Source organism: Bacillus sp. OxB-1, from assembly GCF_000829195.1.
Lineage (GTDB): Bacteria > Bacillota > Bacilli > Bacillales_A > Planococcaceae > Sporosarcina.
The window spans coordinates 1,314,226-1,331,026 of sequence record NZ_AP013294.1 but is presented as its reverse complement, the minus strand read 5'-3'; the positions used below and the strand labels follow the sequence as shown (position 1 = coordinate 1,331,026).

At 51.0% G+C, this 16,801-nt stretch carries 19 protein-coding genes; 1 reads left to right on the top strand and 18 read right to left on the bottom strand.

Going from position 1 to position 16,801, the window contains the following annotated elements; all coding sequences use genetic code 11:
• Positions 1-3 precede the first annotated feature (3 nt).
• The 15 genes from eutL to OXB_RS06700 all read right to left on the bottom strand — a co-directional run bounded on the left by eutL (position 4) and on the right by OXB_RS06700 (position 13,053).
• Positions 4-651, bottom strand: coding sequence for an ethanolamine utilization microcompartment protein EutL (eutL, locus tag OXB_RS06770; protein WP_041072934.1), 648 nt, complete (start codon positions 649-651; stop codon positions 4-6).
• 16 nt (positions 652-667) lie between these two features.
• A complete protein-coding gene (eutC, locus tag OXB_RS06765) occupies positions 668-1,636 on the bottom strand; it encodes an ethanolamine ammonia-lyase subunit EutC (protein WP_041072933.1) in 969 nt (322 codons plus the stop codon).
• A 12-nt stretch (positions 1,637-1,648) separates the two neighbouring features.
• Positions 1,649-2,998, bottom strand: coding sequence for an ethanolamine ammonia-lyase subunit EutB (locus tag OXB_RS06760; RefSeq protein ID WP_442852901.1), 1,350 nt, complete (start codon positions 2,996-2,998; stop codon positions 1,649-1,651).
• A 31-nt stretch (positions 2,999-3,029) separates the two neighbouring features.
• Positions 3,030-4,466, bottom strand: a complete 1,437-nt coding sequence (locus OXB_RS06755) for an ethanolamine ammonia-lyase reactivating factor EutA (protein ID WP_041072929.1) — start codon at positions 4,464-4,466, stop codon at positions 3,030-3,032.
• A 174-nt stretch (positions 4,467-4,640) separates the two neighbouring features.
• Entirely contained in the window at positions 4,641-5,138 is a 498-nt protein-coding gene (locus OXB_RS06750; protein WP_041072927.1) for a EutP/PduV family microcompartment system protein, read from the bottom strand.
• Between the two features lie 15 nt (positions 5,139-5,153).
• A complete protein-coding gene (gene eutS / locus OXB_RS06745) occupies positions 5,154-5,495 on the bottom strand; it encodes an ethanolamine utilization microcompartment protein EutS (protein WP_041072924.1) in 342 nt (113 codons plus the stop codon).
• Between the two features lie 30 nt (positions 5,496-5,525).
• Positions 5,526-6,830 carry an ethanolamine utilization protein EutH gene (eutH, locus tag OXB_RS06740; protein WP_052483894.1) on the bottom strand — a complete coding sequence of 435 codons (1,305 nt, stop codon included), beginning with the start codon at positions 6,828-6,830 and terminating at the stop codon, positions 5,526-5,528.
• Between the two features lie 125 nt (positions 6,831-6,955).
• Positions 6,956-7,525 carry an ANTAR domain-containing response regulator gene (locus OXB_RS06735; protein ID WP_041072922.1) on the bottom strand — a complete coding sequence of 190 codons (570 nt, stop codon included), beginning with the start codon at positions 7,523-7,525 and terminating at the stop codon, positions 6,956-6,958.
• The gene (locus tag OXB_RS06730) at positions 7,500-8,948 is read right to left on the bottom strand and encodes a sensor histidine kinase (RefSeq protein WP_041072920.1); all 1,449 of its coding nucleotides are present in this window, start codon (positions 8,946-8,948) and stop codon (positions 7,500-7,502) included. Before OXB_RS06730 ends, OXB_RS06735 begins: the two co-directional genes overlap by 26 nt.
• Before the next feature lie 94 nt (positions 8,949-9,042).
• The gene (moaA, locus tag OXB_RS06725) at positions 9,043-10,053 is read right to left on the bottom strand and encodes a GTP 3',8-cyclase MoaA (RefSeq protein WP_041072918.1); all 1,011 of its coding nucleotides are present in this window, start codon (positions 10,051-10,053) and stop codon (positions 9,043-9,045) included.
• A 5-nt stretch (positions 10,054-10,058) separates the two neighbouring features.
• Positions 10,059-10,631: a molybdenum cofactor guanylyltransferase gene (locus OXB_RS06720; protein WP_041072916.1), complete on the bottom strand. Its 573-nt coding sequence runs from the start codon at positions 10,629-10,631 to the stop codon at positions 10,059-10,061.
• Positions 10,628-10,861, bottom strand: a complete 234-nt coding sequence (gene moaD / locus OXB_RS06715; protein WP_041072914.1) for a molybdopterin converting factor subunit 1 — start codon at positions 10,859-10,861, stop codon at positions 10,628-10,630. Before moaD ends, OXB_RS06720 begins: the two co-directional genes overlap by 4 nt.
• Positions 10,858-11,301, bottom strand: a complete 444-nt coding sequence (locus OXB_RS06710; protein ID WP_041072912.1) for a molybdenum cofactor biosynthesis protein MoaE — start codon at positions 11,299-11,301, stop codon at positions 10,858-10,860. Before OXB_RS06710 ends, moaD begins: the two co-directional genes overlap by 4 nt.
• Complete coding sequence (mobB, locus tag OXB_RS06705; RefSeq protein WP_041076382.1) at positions 11,288-11,800, bottom strand: molybdopterin-guanine dinucleotide biosynthesis protein B; 513 nt, start codon at positions 11,798-11,800, stop codon at positions 11,288-11,290. Before mobB ends, OXB_RS06710 begins: the two co-directional genes overlap by 14 nt.
• Positions 11,797-13,053 carry a molybdopterin molybdotransferase MoeA gene (locus OXB_RS06700; protein WP_041072910.1) on the bottom strand — a complete coding sequence of 419 codons (1,257 nt, stop codon included), beginning with the start codon at positions 13,051-13,053 and terminating at the stop codon, positions 11,797-11,799. Before OXB_RS06700 ends, mobB begins: the two co-directional genes overlap by 4 nt.
• Before the next feature lie 71 nt (positions 13,054-13,124).
• Here OXB_RS06700 and moaC point away from each other — a divergent pair, with 71 nt between their 5' ends.
• Positions 13,125-13,616: a cyclic pyranopterin monophosphate synthase MoaC gene (gene moaC / locus OXB_RS06695; protein WP_041072908.1), complete on the top strand. Its 492-nt coding sequence runs from the start codon at positions 13,125-13,127 to the stop codon at positions 13,614-13,616.
• A 3-nt stretch (positions 13,617-13,619) separates the two neighbouring features.
• Here the strand turns inward: moaC and OXB_RS06690 are convergent, their stop codons facing one another.
• The 3 genes from OXB_RS06690 to OXB_RS06680 form a co-directional block, all read right to left on the bottom strand.
• Positions 13,620-14,135, bottom strand: coding sequence for a MogA/MoaB family molybdenum cofactor biosynthesis protein (locus OXB_RS06690; RefSeq protein WP_041072906.1), 516 nt, complete (start codon positions 14,133-14,135; stop codon positions 13,620-13,622).
• A gap of 16 nt (positions 14,136-14,151) precedes the next feature.
• On the bottom strand, positions 14,152-15,171 hold the full coding sequence (locus OXB_RS06685) for a ThiF family adenylyltransferase (protein ID WP_041072904.1): 1,020 nt from the start codon (positions 15,169-15,171) through the stop codon (positions 14,152-14,154).
• Positions 15,172-15,252: 81 nt separating this feature from the next.
• Positions 15,253-16,767, bottom strand: a complete 1,515-nt coding sequence (locus tag OXB_RS06680) for a nitrate/nitrite transporter (protein ID WP_041072902.1) — start codon at positions 16,765-16,767, stop codon at positions 15,253-15,255.
• Positions 16,768-16,801 lie beyond the last annotated feature (34 nt).

Below are 16,801 nucleotides of genomic sequence, written 5' to 3'. Positions count from 1 at the left end.
TTCTCAGTAATCCAACGGTCTTCTTGCCATCAGCTGGATCGCTTCCCTGAACGCATCCGCAGCCGCTTGGACAGAAGATTGACTCCCCGTCAATAACCCTCCGCCATAGTTCGTTTCAGAAGGCGGTGAGAAAAATTCACAAATCCGGACATCCGCCGCTTTCAAGGCGGCATCCAATCCGACAATCGATTCGATCGGCGGAGCGATCAAATACGCAAGCGCCTGACCTTGCGCCACCCCCGCCATCTTCGAGAGATAACTTCCACTGCTCGATATGGTATGGGCGTATAAGACATGATTCGGATTATCATCGATCGCTTCAAAATAAGCGGTATTTTCAATCGTGATCCGGATAGAATCCAACCCGCTTTTCACTTCTTCAGGAGAAGGTCCTGCGATGATGCCAATGAATTCTCCCGATAAAGGACCTGAAGGATGGGCTGATCCGGCATAAAAACTTTTTGCATAGACCACTTCAACATCCGATGTCTTCGTCGCCTCATCCGCAGCCGTATAGCCGACATCGTCAATTGTCGTCGTGAAAAGTCCGAGGCTGCGTTGATACGGCTTCAGTTGAAACTGCTTGGCCAAGCCTTCATCCACATTGGGAATGACTTGCATGGAGAGTAGATCCGCAAATATTTTTTTCATGCTGCGATGCCGCCTCCTATCCCTCTTTCCGGACGAGTGAAACGCCACTCGCCTCGTATTTCAATATTTTCTGGATGAGCGTTCCGAGATACGCTCCCGCTTCCACGGGTGGAATGCCCCCCTTATGGATGTTGGAAACGACCATCCGATCCGCCTCGATCGTGCCGATCCGGGGCTTGTAACAGATGTACGCACTTAATGACTCCGCCGATACCAGCCCAGGCCGCTCACCGATCAAAATGATCACGACGTCCGGTTGCAGGAGTTCCCCGATTTCATCCATCAAGGCAACCCGGCCTTTATCGACATAAAAGGTCGTGCCCATCTCAATCCCCAGATTGTTCAGCGACTGTTCCAATGAAAGATAGACATCCTCCAAATTCTCTTCCAACGCCTTCGCACTGAGGCCGTTCGAAGCGACCACCTGGACGGTCGGTGCATGCTTGCACTTTTCTTTCACCATTCTTTGGGAATCATCCGAAAGCCGTCTCCCCAAATCAGGGCGCCGGATATACTCCTCCTTGTCCTGCACTCTGGAATGGGTTTGGAAGAAACCAAGGCGATCTAAAATCTCTTCGGGCACTTCCCCATACACGGCATCCACTGCAGCAGCATGGTCAAATCGGAATTGGAGCCATGTATCCGTTTTGGGCCTTGACCCCGCACGTCCTACCGCAATCCGGGCAGGCGTTTTTTTCCTCAGGTCGGCCAACTGATCATAGTTTTCCTCCTGCTGCTCACTCGAAGTGTTCTTCGGAAAAGAATGCGGGCGATGATCCGCTTCGCTCTCACGCACCACCGTATTGTGAAACTTCACACCCCCGGCAGCCGCTTGGCGAGGCCGTTCTTCTTCCGTTGCACGGTTCCCAACCGGGGTTTCATTGAAAATCTGGACAGGCATCCGGCTTTCCTTCGCTCCTGCTTGATTTGTCTGCAATTTTTCTACGACCATCTTCGTTATCTTTTCAATGAGTTGTTCGTTCACGGCAACCACCTCCTAACGTGTGAAAATTGTCGGGTCTCCCGCACGGGCACTTAGACGACCGTTTTCATAGATCCCCATCTTCTCAAGCCATGTTACATATTCAGGCGCAGGCGTCTTCCCGAACGTCTGCAATAGTGTAGCCACATCGTGGAAGCTCATGGATTGATAGTTCAACATGACATCATCCCCCATCGGCGTGGCGATGATAAAGTTCACACCTGCTGCGGAAAGCAATACACCTAAATCCTCGATGTCGTTCTGATCCGCCTTGATATGGTTCGTATAGCAGATGTCCACCCCCATTGGGATACCGTGCATTTTCCCCATGAAGTGATCTTCCAATCCGGCACGGATGACTTGCTTATTGTTGTACAAGTATTCCGGGCCGATGAAGCCGACGACCGTGTTCACGATATACGGGTCGAAATGGCGGGCAAATCCATAATTCCGGGCTTCCAACGTCATCTGGTCGATGCCGAAATGCGCTTCCGCCGATAATTCGGAGCCTTGCCCCGTCTCGAAATACATCACCTGCGGCCCCGTGCCTGTTCCTTGCTTCAAAGCAAGATCCCGCGCTTCCGCGATCAATTCCGCCGAGATGCCGAAGGAGCGATTCGCCTTCTCCGTACCCGCGATACTTTGGAAGATCATATCAGCCGGAGCACCCTGTTCCACAGCTTTCATTTGCGTCGTCACATGGGCCAGTACACAGTTTTGTGTAGGGATTTCCCATTCTTGGATAAAGTCCTTCGTCGCATGGAGCAGCCGTTTGACACTTTCGACAGAGTCGTCGACCGGATTGATTCCAATCACGGCATCCCCGATCCCGTAAGATAACCCGTCTTTCAAGGAAGCGATCATCCCATCGACATTGTCTGTCGGATGGTTCGGCTGGAGACGCGAGGACAGGGTCCCTTTATGGCCGATTGTAATATTGCAAGTTGTCAGGATTTCAATTTTATTGGCCGCATGGACCAAGTCCAGATTGGACATCAATTTTGCAACTGCGGCGATCATCTCGGATGTCAGACCACGACTGATCCGCTTCAGTTCACGGTCGCCGACTTCATTGCTCAGAATGTATTCTCTCAGCTCTGCGACAGACCAATTTTGAATTTCACTATAAATCTTTTCGTTCAAATCTTCCTCAATGATCCGGGAGACCTCATCCGTCTCGGCAGGGACCAAGGGATTGTTGCGGATATCGCTCAAAAGGATATCGCTTAAGACGGTCTTGGCAGCGATGCGCTCTTGAACCGTTTCGGCGGCGACACCCGCGAGTCGATCACCCGACTTTTCTTCGTTGGCTTTCGCCATCACTTCTTTCAAGTCGGCAAATTGATATTGGATTCCGCCTAACATTGTTTGTAATTTCAACGGTCAACACCTTCTTTCATGACGAGTGAAATGTTAATGTCTTCACGACTACCGGAACGACACCCGAATCGAGTGCTCTTCCGATATCTAAATAATCCCCATGTTCAACACGGATCTGATCGATGCAAACGACGCTCTGCTTGACCTTCATAGCCAACAACGTCTGTCCTAGCACCTTGGCGTGATCAGACTGCAAAACTAACACAATGGGCTGGTCCGGCATGGGCCGTTGCTCCATCGCTTCGGTAACCACCTCTGCCAGCCGCTGAATATCCCGGAAGCCCATATACGGGAGTTCCGAAATATAGAGTGCGAAATTCTGGCCTTCCATCGTCGCGTCAAACATTTCAATGGCGGTTGCAATGGCCGATGGGAATTCATCCAACCCTCGCTGGAGATCGGAGTCGAATGAATAATGATAAACCGGCAAGTTTTTCAACGGCAGTTCGTCCGGAGCAACTTGAATGGTGGCTCCGCTGATCTCCGTTGTTTGCGTACCTGCACCGAGGACGGTCGCCCGCACCGTTTCCATAGGTTCCATCCACTCGAACGACTGGAGTTCGGCGTTCCGTTGAAGCGCATCCGCCAACAGGATTCCGATGTCATCGTACTTTGCGGCCGATCCGCCCTCCGACTCATGCCGGTACATACATTCCGAAATGCCTCCCGAAAATACGATGACATCAATCGGACTTTTCCAGTTCGGCGAATGTCCGAGCAATAGGGCCTGATCTTGCTCCTGCATCTCGTTCCGAAGCATCCTGGCGAGCGACCCCGCCATGAAGCGGGTGACGAAGGCCACTCCGTCCGATGTGGGAGGATCCCCGATTCTCATCGGGATTCCCTGTTCATCCAACAGGCGTTGGACAGGTGCTGAAATCGATCGGATTTTCCCGTCCTCGAATTCGATCAACCTGCCGCCGATGTGCATCGTGCACGTCCCAAGCAGTTCCTTGTCCCGATAGACGGCCACATTGGCTGTACCGCCGCCGATGTCAATATTCGCAATCACTTTCCCACTGCGGCTGGACTGTTCGAAGGCACCCGAACCTTTGGCCGCAATAATGCCCTCCAGATCCGGTCCGGCCGTGGCGACCAGAAAATCGCCGACTTCTCCGGATAAGTAATGGAGCATCTCCCGGGCATTCCGCTTCGTCGCCGTCTCGCCTGTAATGATGACCGCACCCGTTTCGATCTGGGCAGGCTCGATCCCGGCCGCTACGTACTGCGAGCGGATGATCTTCTCCACTCCCGCCACGTCAATTGTGACAGAATCGGCCAAAGGTGTTCGGAATATGGGACTTTTATAAAGTATTTCCTTGTCAGTGATTTCAATCCGGGGCACATGCGTCGTCCCCGCTACGTTCATTAAAGAAAAGCGGCTAATGATTAGTTTGGTCGTGCTCGTGCCGATATCAATTCCTGCGCTGATCATCGTTTCCTTTTTTCGCATGCAGACACCTCCCTCCCCTGTGGAAAGTTCGAATGTTAGTTAGGAATGAAAAAAAGGCGCCCTTACAACCTCAAAGAATTATCTTCGAGTTGTAAAGGCGCCATTGCCTCATGTATGCACATGTACTATTCGCTACTTCCACTATAGCAAGAACTTTCACATGTGTAAAGAAAGTCACACGAACAGCAGACGGTCATCGTCCATTGCTTCCACATACGCTTTCATGGAAGCCACATCATCCATTTTCACCAATTCCTGAATATGTGCGATCCCCACTCCTTGAACGGCGGACGTCAACACGATGGGACCCCCCTGTACAACGACGGAACGAAGGAAATCCAATGATCGCTGAATGTCCGCCTCCGGATGATCGCACTTCGTTATCACGCCGATCGGCAATTTGGCAATCCCGGTACTGAACCCCGGCGGGAAAATCAGCTTCCCGCTCGTCGCATCCTGCAAATAACAAACATGCGTCACTTCCAACGAAGTCGCCATGATATTTTTATAAAACAAAGGATTCTCGGTATATTCGCCAGGCGTATCCACTATCCAGTCATAGTAAATCAATGTTTGTGTTTTGACCGCATCGACTTTTTTCCCTAACAGCGCATTGGTCAACGTGGACTTGCCCGCTCCGATCGCCCCGATCAACATAACCCGGTTTTTCATGTCACACACACATCCTTATGACTTCGTAATGGGGGATGGCGTATACCCTAACATCTCGGACAAAAATCGATTGATTTCGTTCATGGCCATATCCACTTCCGAAACACTGCCGACAATGACGAGACTTCCTGTGAACCGATCCAAGAAACCGATCGACACATTTGCCGATTTTGTAGCCAAGTCCCCCGCAATGATGACAGTCTCGCTTGGTGTACATGTCATAATTCCCAATGCTCCTGCCTGTTGAATGCCCAGTTTCTGGAACATATCGGGATCAGGGTTTGCAATTAAGTGACTTAACGTGATTTGTTTACCCGGTACGAACTCTTGGATGAACCGTTGTTTTTCCTCTCTCACATTGTCTCCTCCTTCCTTCGCAGCAGATGCTTACGAATTCGCCGGGGCTGGCTCTTTTGCTTCCTCTTCAAGTTCCCCCGCCTGCCCTGGCGCGGTTGGTGCATCTTCTAAATACTCGCCCGGCTTGATTGTACCATCCGCACGGTCTTTCTCCTCCAATTTACGTGCCGTCGGAACAGAAATCCAATAGGCGATCGCAATTGCTATGACTCCTGCAGAAAACTTACCGAGCATGACCGGCAAAATGATAGTCGGTTGGAAGTTTGCCGTGAATGAAAGATGGTCTCCCAGCAAGAATGCCGAACAAACACCGAACGCAATATTGATGACCTTATCTTTTGGCGGCATATAGCGGACGAGAGAGAACATCGCTAAAATATTGGCCATCGTGGCTAAGATACCAGCGCTTCCCACCGAGGAAAGACCCAGCTTGCGCCCTCCCGCCTCCAACGGTTTCGCAGCGTATTTCCGGAGCAGGTACACCATCGGAAACGCCCCTGCCAACATGATTCCGATATAGCCGGCCGTTTCCAGCGCGCGGAATTGATCCTTCTCATCTGCCATGATCGGATCGAAGCCCCATGCTCCGAATACCGTGCTGAATACGCCTGTGAAAATTTCAACAATAGAGAAGACCAAGACCAGCTTGATCGCCGCATCCATCACTCGGCCGAACAACATGAATCCTGCAATCATGCCCCGCGGGAAGAATTTCAGCCCCGCGGCAATCAATATGACAAAGACGAAGAGCGGCAACAGATTAATCAGAATCTGTCCATAACTTATGACAAATTCATACGTAGAATCTGATGTCGTACTAATGATATCCCGAACATCGGTATTAAATAAAACAATTAGAACAGATGCAATCAAAGCACCGATCGGAATCGTCAATACGCCCGACATGACACCAAGCGCCATATATTTATGGTCTCGCTTATCCAACATGGCAAGTCCCATCGGTATGGAGAATACAATCGTGGCACCCGCCATGAAACCGACAATCAATGCCATGATCCAACCTTCATACGATGTCTTCAATGCGTCAGCCAGTTGATAGCCCCCCATGTCGGACGCCAGAATAGTCGTCGCTGCAATGGCCGGATCCGCACCGATCTTATCAAAAATAGGACCGATGAATTTACTGATGAACCATGTCAAATACGGAATGGATGCCATAATTCCGGCTGCGGGTACGAAAATATGACCAACAGCGTGTAGACCGGACATGAATTCTTTTCCCAACCCATCTTCCGGGTTCTTGATGGCAGCAAAAGCGCCTACGACAGCACAAGCCATAATTATATACACTATTACTGTACCGATCATTTCCATAGTAGAGTTCCCCCTCTGATTTTCATTTTCAAAAACGCGGCTTGCAAGCTTTGAAAATGTCCCCCTCTCCAAAACAAAAAGACGCCTAAAGAAAAATCCCTTTAAGCGCCTTTGCTTGTTTATATTTACTTGTATGTTGAAATAATCTCATTGGCAAGCGACTCCATTGTCATTTGCCGAGACATGCTAGTATCTCTCATTTTCTTGAAAGCGGCGGATTCCGTCAACTGTTCCGCCTCCATCAAAATCCCTTTAGCCCGTTCGATCAATTTTCGTTTCTCGACTTCCCGCTTTGCCGTGTTGATTTCCTCTTTCAACCGCTTCGTCTTATCGGACTGATGCAAAGCGACTTCAATTGCAGGTATCAAATTCGCTTCCGCGATCGGTTTAACGAGATATCCAACGACATTATCCAATTGAGCTTTTTTTATAATTTCCTTCTGGCTATAAGCCGTGATGACCAAAATGGGCAGATCCAACTGTTTTCCGATAATCTGGCTCGCTTGTAATCCATTGATCTTCGGCATCTTGATATCCATCAGGATTAAATCGGGTTTATGCTGGAACGCGAGCTCAATCGCCCGATCTCCGTCCCCCGCTTCGGCTACCACTTCGTAGCCCGCATCCTCCAGCATCATCCGAATATCCATCCGGATGAGGGATTCATCTTCAGCTATCAATATTCTCTTTCTCATAATAAATAATGACCTCCGGACTTACTGGAAACGTGATGATCGCATGTGTTCCGGTTTCTTCCGGCACATAATCGAGCTTCCCGTTCAAGTCGTTGACGACCAAATTGTTGACAATATCCAACCCGAGGGATGCTGTCCGCCCTCCGATTCCGACGCCGTTGTCGATAATATGGAGTTCCAAGCATTCCCCTTTTGAAAAGAAATTGACAATGATTTCGCCCGGCACATCTTCAGGAAATGCATGCTTCAACGAGTTTTGAACAAGCTCATTTACGATGAGAGCTATTGAAACCGCTTTCCGTGATGATGTTAATATTGTATTGCCATTTGAACGAATAATCAAGTCCACTTTTTTTGGAAGTCCGCTTAATACCATAGCGGAGCAGACTTTTTTCGTCAGCTCGATTATGTTGACATCGTCTTCTTCCGCGTTTTCATTAGCTAGAATCATTTCATATACAGAGGATATGCTGAAAATCCGATTTAATGTATCTTCGAAATAGGGCCGGCTCTCTTCGGGAACCCCTTTCCGCATTTGCAGCCTCAGCAGACTGGCTACCGTCTGTAAATTATTTTTCACGCGATGATGCACTTCTTGGATGGCTACCGATTTCATCTTCAGTTCTTTTTCCTTCATGCGCAGTTCCGTCAAGTCCTGGATGATGAGCAAAGTGCCTTTCGTCTTGTTTTTCTGCCGCAATCTGACCTTTTTGACGATAAGATTTTTTTGATCCAACGTCAGTTCAAAAACGAAAACATCGTCTTTTTGCTCGTAGACCGGTTTTACGAAAGGCATCAGCTGCACAATGTTTTTATTCAGAATCTGCTCTGTCCTGCTCATTTCCATCACGAATTTGACGCCCACCGGATTTGCATAGATCAGCCGGTTTTCATTATCCGTCAGAAGGAAAATTTCCATCAGCAAGTCGGAGACTATCGGCATTTCGCTGCTGCTTTTCCCGCCCATCACGTAGTCGATCGGCTCTTGACCGAGTGAAAGTCTCCGTAAATCGTAATGGGGAGACGCCGGGGAGTCTACCTCCCTCTCTTGAATCAGCACGCCGATCACTTGATGCGAAGCATTCTTAATGGGAACGACGCTTTGCTCGACGGATTTGCCCTCTTGTGTGACAGCACGGCGAATGACCGATTTCTGCCCTTTCCGGTAGCTGTAAAAAACGCCCGGCTCAAAGGAATCAAAGACGATTTTCCCCACTACCGAATTTTCATAGACCGCATCCACCGTCTTCGGAAAAGCCTCTGCCACTACGATCGCATGCTCATTGTCTTTCATCTTGCAATCAATGAACATATAAGACTCGGATAAATCTGCATATAGCTGCAGAGTGGAGGCAATGTTTTTCAGTATATCGATATCGTCAGCCTGTAAATCAGTATATAAATTACATAATTGCTCCAACATTATTGTCACTTTTTCTCCCTTTTTGTCGGAATCGTCAGAAATAAATAGTCTGTTAAATTATACCTGACCCCGTCGGGCAGGTCAATACGTTTTGTCACCCACCGATATAACTCATCCCGATTTTCCTCCGGTTTTTCGCCGTCTGTTCGGTTCGTTCGTCGGAGTATCGGTCGGTCCGGCTGTTCCATACTTCCGTGATGGCCATCAACAACTCCTCATCCGATTGCCCGCTGCGGACCAATTCCCGCAGATCGAACCCTTCCGATGCGAATAAACATGTGTATAACTTGCCGTCGGAAGAGAGCCGGGCGCGGGTGCAAGTGGAGCAGAACGATTCCGATACGGATGTGATGAACCCGACTTCCGCCCCGTTATCCGCATAGCGGTAACGCTTCGCCACTTCACCGTAATAATTCTCATCGACCGGTTCCAGAGCATGCGTTTCATTCAACATTGCAAAGATCTCTTTCTTCGTCACGACTTTCCGGAAACTCCATGCGTTGTCATTTCCGACATCCATGAACTCGATGAAACGCAGCGTAATTCCGCGTTCCTTGAAATAAGCGGCCATCGGAAGGATTTCCGTTTCATTGACCCCTTTTTGGACGACCATATTCACTTTAACATCAAATCCGACCTCTTTCGCATGGTCTATATTTTCAAGAATCAATTCCGGTCCGGTACCCCGGCCGTTTATCTCGCCAAAAATGATGGAATCGAGGGCATCCAGGCTGATATTCAGGCGCCGAAGCCCCGTTTCGTATAGCGGACGGGCATGTTGACGGAGCAGAACCGCGTTCGTCGTCAAACCGATATCCTCAATACCCGGAACGCCCATCAACTTTCCGACCAACTCGGGCAAGCCTCGGCGCAAAAGCGGCTCCCCGCCAGTCAGGCGCAATTTTTTCACTCCGAGCAAGGCAAAGAGACGGGCTAACCGCTCCACTTCTTCGAATGCGAGCAGCTCCCCCTTTGGCAGGAATACATAATCATCGCCGAAAATCTCTTTCGGCATGCAGTAGGAACAGCGGAAATTGCAACGGTCCGTCACCGAAATCCGCAGATCCCGGATCGGCCTTCCGAGCTTGTCTAAGATGGCTTCCATTGTCCTCAATCCCTTTCCAGTAAGCCGGGGTCATTCACATTCCGGAACACCCGCTTATCGTTTTTTGCCAATCCATCGCCGTCCACCCACGTCACATCAGCCGATGACAGAATTTCCATGACGCGCAGCTGTTCTTTTTCAAGGGCGGTTCGCAGTGCCTGGCTCAAGTCCCGATCCCATATGGAAATGAGCGGATGAAACCTATCTCCCGTCCGGACCGCCGTCACGCCGGATCGATGTTGCCCAATCAAACCCACCATGACCGAACGACTAATATAAGGCATATCGCATGGCAATATGACGTAGCGGTCCGCTTCCACAAATTCCATCGCCGACAGAATCCCTGCAAGCGGACCGAGCCCTTGAAACTCTTCCATATCCACGATGACCGTCGCCGTTTCCGGAAATCCCGCGTGCAGCTCGGGCCGCGTCACGATGATCACCTCGCTGCACAACCCGTCCAGCGCATCCATTGCAATCCGGAAAAACGGCCGATCATCCAACCGGGCAAATGCTTTCGGCGACCCGAACCGCCGGGATAGCCCTCCGGCCAGTACGACGCCGATCGTCTTCGTCATCCCCCGCTCACCGGTGGGATGAATGCGCAATTATCTCCCGATTGGATGATATCCTCTTTCAAGGCGTACTCTTCATTCACCGCCACGTGGACAGGAGTCGCCCCGAAGCCGGGGTACGTCTCTTCCGCCCAATCGAGCAATTCTTGAACCGTCATCGTTTCACGGTTGATCGTCTCTTCCCCTTTCCCCGTCAACTCACGGAGTCTTGCAAAATAATTCACTCTGATCAATTCTGCACCCCCTGCTCCGGATATTTTTTCTGTTCGCCGATCCACTCTTCCCCGTCTTCCCAAATCTCCTTCTTCCAGATCGGGACAATTTCCTTGATGCGGTCGATCGCGTATTCATTCGCTTCATACGCCGCTTTCCGATGGGGGGAGGATACTGCAATAAGCACCGCGATATCGGATATATGCAGCTCGCCGATACGATGGACAATCGCCACCTTCACGCCCGGCCACTTCTCTTCCATCTCCGCACCGATTTCCGCCATCTTCTTCTCCGCCATCGGCACATACGCCTCATAAGCCAAGTACAATGTCCGAACGCCATGCGTCCATTCCCGCACATTTCCGGTGAACACTGTCACCGCGCCAGCCGATGGATGAAGGACATAATCCATATATTTTTGAATTTCTATCGGTTTTTCCACGATTTCAAAAGGTTTCATGTGCTTCCTCCTCTACGAGCCATTTGGCAAACCAATCGTCCAATTCGCTGACGCAGTCCCGCGACTGGATATGCGGCATGTCCAACTCCAATTCCGGACAACCGACGACAAGCCGAATATCAGTCAATTCTCCAAGAGGATTCCAGTCTTCTGCGCTCCGAAGAAGGATGATCTTCTCACCCGGTTCACTCTTATACCCTTCAATGAGCAGTACATCCGGATGCCCCATTGTGGACAAGGCCTTCAATTGGTCGAAGGGGGGCTCTTCATTCCAAAGCAGTTGAACGGCTCCACCCCCTGCAACGACTGTCGTGTCCGCCCCGCTATTCCAAAACTGCATCGTGTCCGTCTCGTCATCGGGCATCGAGGGCATTCCGCCGTGCCCATGATGTTTCAGCACGGCGACCGATCGTCCTTCCGCTTTCAACAGGCTGACCCATCTAGCGATCAATGTCGTTTTCCCGCTATTTTTGAAGCCGACGATATGGAGCGTCTTCATAATACCCAATCACGGACGCCCTGTTCGGCGCCGATCAGCAAAATATCGACTTCCATCCCTTTTTCGTATCCACGTGTCCCGCTCGGCAGCACGATTAGACAATTTCCCCGTGCAATCGACGAAACGGCATTCGATTTATTGAAACCGGCAGGCACTGCGATCATCCCTTCCGGCGCCAGCTCCCAAACAGCTCGGATAAAACGCGTGAACGGATTCGGTTTCGTGAAATCTTCACCGAGTTCCGCTTTCATCCGCGGCATATACGGCGCTGTTCCTCCCATCATACCGAGAATGGCCGGCCGTGCAAACAATTCGAACCCGGTGAAGCAAGCGGACGGATTCCCGGACAATCCGAACAAAAATTTCCCCTCCAGCACCGCCACTGTCGTCACACTGCCCGGACGCATCATCACCTTATTGAATAACACTTTCGCACCGAGCCGCTCATAGACGGCCGGCAAATAATCATAGTCGCCGACGGACACGCCTCCGGTCGTCAACAGGACATCCGTTTCCGCAAGGGCCTGTTCGACGATGGCGGTGCAAGCATCCAAATCATCTTCCATGGCGCCGTAGGATCGGCACTCAATCCCCATCCGTTTCAATTGGGCTTCCACCATCGGGCCGTTCGAATTGCGGATCTTCCCTGGCACGAGCTCGTCCGAAACGGAAAGCAATTCAGTTCCCGTTGATAAAATCCCGGCTACCGGCCGTTTCCCCACTTCCACTTCTGCATAGCCGAACGTGGCGAGCAGGGCGATTGTTCCCGGATGGATAAGGGTACCCGCCTCAATGAGCGTTTCTCCCTCTTTTGCATCTTCCCCTTGGAATGAAATATTCTCCCCCGGTGCAAACGTTTTTCGGATTGTAAAGCCGTCCCCCTGTTCAACGGTTTGCTCCAGCATGACGACGGCATCTGCCTGTAACGGTATTTGCGCCCCCGTCATGATCCGGTAGGCTTCATTCGTCCCGGGCGCTTTTTCCCCCACATGGCCCGCACCGATTTTGCCGATTACGGAAAACGATACCCGCTCCTCTCCCGAAGCCCCAGCTGAATCTTCGGCACGAATGGCGAATCCGTCGTATGGCGATCGGTCAAAAGGCGGGACATCATGTTTTGCAATGATTGGCTCCGCCAAGATCCTTCCGTATGTATCTTCCAAAGGCACGTTCTCCGTCCCAAGCGGCTGTACGTTATCCATCACCCGGCGCACAGCTTCCGCTACCGGAATAGGCTTCCTCAATTCAACCATGCAAATCCCCCCACTTCCATCTGTTATACTGTATCTACACAAACTACCATCAGCAGAAAGGACGCGATACGATGTCTGAACTTACTCATTTCAACGAACAAGGACGCGCCAAAATGGTCGATGTCTCGGACAAGGCGGTCACGGCACGTACGGCCATCGCCAAATCCTCCATCATCGTCAATGAAACGATCCACTCCCAAATAACGGAGGGAACGAACAAGAAAGGCGATGTCTTCGCGGTTGCCCAAGTGGCGGCCATCATGGCGGCCAAAAACACGGCGAACATCATCCCGATGTGCCATCCGCTGCCATTGACAGGGATCGATGTCCGGTTTGATTGGAAGATCGATGAAGCTGCCAAGCACTACGAAGTCCTGATCCAAGCCGAGGTGAAAACGAAAGGCTTGACCGGGGTCGAAATGGAAGCCCTCACAGCAGCCTCGGCTGCGGCGCTCACCATCTACGATATGTGTAAAGCCGCAGGCAAAGAAATGATCATCGGCCCGACAATGCTGCTGAAAAAGACTGGCGGCAAAAATGGCGACTTCCAACGGGAAGGATAAGTCCTACTCCGTGAGATGCTTTTTTAATTCATGCACAATATGATGTATTTCTGGCAAAATCAACTTCTCCATCGCCAAAGCGACCGCCTTCGAGGAACCAGGCAGAACGAAGACCGCCTGGTTCTGGACGGTGCCCGCGGTCGCCCGGCTTAATAAAGCCTTCGATCCGACGTCCTCCACATAGCTGACATAACGGAACAGTTCACCGAAGCCGTCCAATGTTTTCGTAAAAAAAGGTGACACCGTTTCGATTGTAACATCGCGATGACTAATTCCCGTTCCGCCCGTTGTAATGATGGCATCAATTTCGGCGTCTTCAAACCATTGGACGAGCGCCGAGGCAATCTCATGGGGTTCATCCCGGCAAATCCGTGTTTCCGCGACCAGATGCCCGGCCTCCTCCAACTTCCGGCGGATGACCATTCCGCTTGCATCCTCTTCCGGCAGCCGGGTATCGCTGATCGTCAAAACACAAACCGACAATTCCTTCTCCCGATCCAACTCCTCCAAATGTGACAATGACCGCTCCCCCTATTCAACCAAATAATTGATGGTACAATTTCCGGCCCGTTCCCATATCCCGCAAGCCGTGAATGAGTAGCCGGCCGTTTCCGAATAACACGCAGCGGTATCCGTCTGCATGGAATTGGATGAAAAACGGCGTCTTTTTATACGTTCCTCCCAGACGGATGGCCACCTGCTCCCCGTCTTCAATCGTCAAAGTACGCCCCTCCTCCGGCACGATCTGGACCGTATCCCGGCCGCATAAGACGGCATAGCCTGTCCCTTCCGTCCGTTCGAGGGCGGGATACGTGGGTGCCTTCCCACAAGATTCGCATTGTTCGTTCCGGATCCGGGAAATCCCCGCTTCCACATATGTATTGTTCCAAATGTCAAAATGCAGCACTTTCTTTCGCATGGCCGATTCGTTTCCCGTCAGCCATTTCAACGCCTCCGCACTTTGATGAGCTGCTGCAATTTGAGCGGCAGGGGCGATGATTCCGGCCGTATCACAAGTTTCATTCACCGCTGGAAGGATGGGTAATAGGCAGCGGAAACAGGCGGAGCGTCCCGGAATGAACGGAAAAACGACGCCTGTACTCCCGACACAAGCTCCATAAATCCAAGGTATCCCCTTTTTCCATGCCATGTCATTCAGCAAGAGCCGGGTCTCGAAATTATCTGTTGCATCCAGCAGAATTTCGACATCGGAGGCCAACCGTTCCAGGAGCGGTCCATCGATATGATCAAGCACCGTCACAATTTCTACGTCATCCCGGATTTGGCGCAACCGCTTTTCGGCGGCCACCACTTTCGGGACGCCGCCTTCCGCATCGTTTTCCGTGAAGAGCTGCTGCCTCTGCAAATTGGTCGATTCGACATAATCACGGTCGGCAATGGTCAATTTCCCGATACCTGCACGCACCAATGTTTCCGCAATCGACGAGCCAAGAGCACCGCAACCGACCAGAAGCGCATGCGCCCCCGCCAACTCCGCCTGCCCGGCATGCCCGATCGGTTTGAATAAAATCTGCCTTGAATAACGATCGTCCACTTCTTCGCCCCCCTTCCAATAGGCTTTACCTAATTATATATGCATTGGACATGACTTTGAAAAAGCAGCGAGGGCGACCGATCATTCCGATCGATTGCCCTCTTCCTGGCGTGGTGTAATGTCGTTGAACGTCCCGACGTATCGGACCGTATCCCCGGAGCCATCTTTCACGGCAGCGATGGTGAGCAATTCCAAATACTCTTTTCCGTCTTTCCGTTTATTCCATAATTGGCCTTGCCATCTGCCCTCTTCTCCAAGCATCTCCCACATATCTTTGTAAAAATCCGGGGATTGCCTGCCCGAGCTGAGCATATTCGGATTCTTGCCGAGCGCCTCTTCTTCCGTGAACCCCGTCAAACGGGTGAAGGCAGGATTGACCGCTTTGATCTGTCCTGTTGTATCCGTCACTAGAATCCCTTGCGCTGTCGAATTGAACACTTCGTTTTGCAACGATAAACGATCCATGTAATACAGCCAGATGACCATGATAAGACTAGCCAAGGCGACTTGCGAAAATGCCATGAAGCCGATTGAATAGGATCCGGTCATGGAATGGATAGTCGCAAGAAGAAGCGGAGGGAAGAAGCCGCCAAGCCCCCCCATCATCGAAACGATCCCGTTCGCCGTCCCCGCCTGTTTGTTGAAATACATCGGCACCAATTTGAAGATGACCCCGTTTCCGAGACCCGCACAGATGGCGATGATCATGCTCCCGACCGTGTAAAGCCCGATGGACGGCGAAAAAGCGAGGATCACGGCCGCAAATGTAAATCCTGCAAACACGCCCATGAGCAAAAACAATGGTTGGAATTTATCCGCAAGCCAGCCGCCGACCGGACGGATGAACGTGGCGACGGCAATGAAACCTGCCGTCCGCATTCCGGCATCCACCTTCTCCAAACCGAAATACGTCACGAGGAAATTCGGCAAGAAGACCGTGAAAGCGACGAAGGAGCCGAAAGTGATGAAATAGAACAACGAGAAAAACCAAAGCTTCTCATTTTTATAGACACCTTTGATCTGCTCGACGAGCGACGTTTTCACTTTCGCTTCTTTCCGGTCCCCGAATAGAAAATTCAATACAGCGAAGACGAGCAGCAAGATCAGATAGAATTTAACCGTCGTCGACCAGCCGAACTTTGTGGCCAAAACAGGAGCTGCGAATGTGGAAACCGCCGTCCCGACATTCCCCATCCCGTAGATCCCATTGACGAGCCCATGCTTCTCTTTCGGGTAATACTTCGGCAAGGAGGTGACCCCGACGGAGAAGACCGCTCCCCCGATTCCGAGGAAGGTTCCTCCTATAATCAGACCGGCAACCGAAGACGTTTCACTTATGTAGTACACCGGAAAAAGCAGCAAAATAAAGCTGACGAGAAAGATGATCCGCGCTCCGAAGATGTTCGCGTAATAACCGAGCGGAATCCGTAAGATCGATCCGAGGACAACCGGAATCGCTGTTACGATGGCCAGCCGTTCAGGCGGAATCGTAATGTCTTCCGTGATGAATGGCAGCAAGGAAGATATGAGCACCCATACCATGAAGCCGACGACTAAGTTTGCTGTTTGTAGAGGCAATTGCATTTTCCTGATCATTCAAATCATTCCCATCCTGAAATTTTGAATGAAG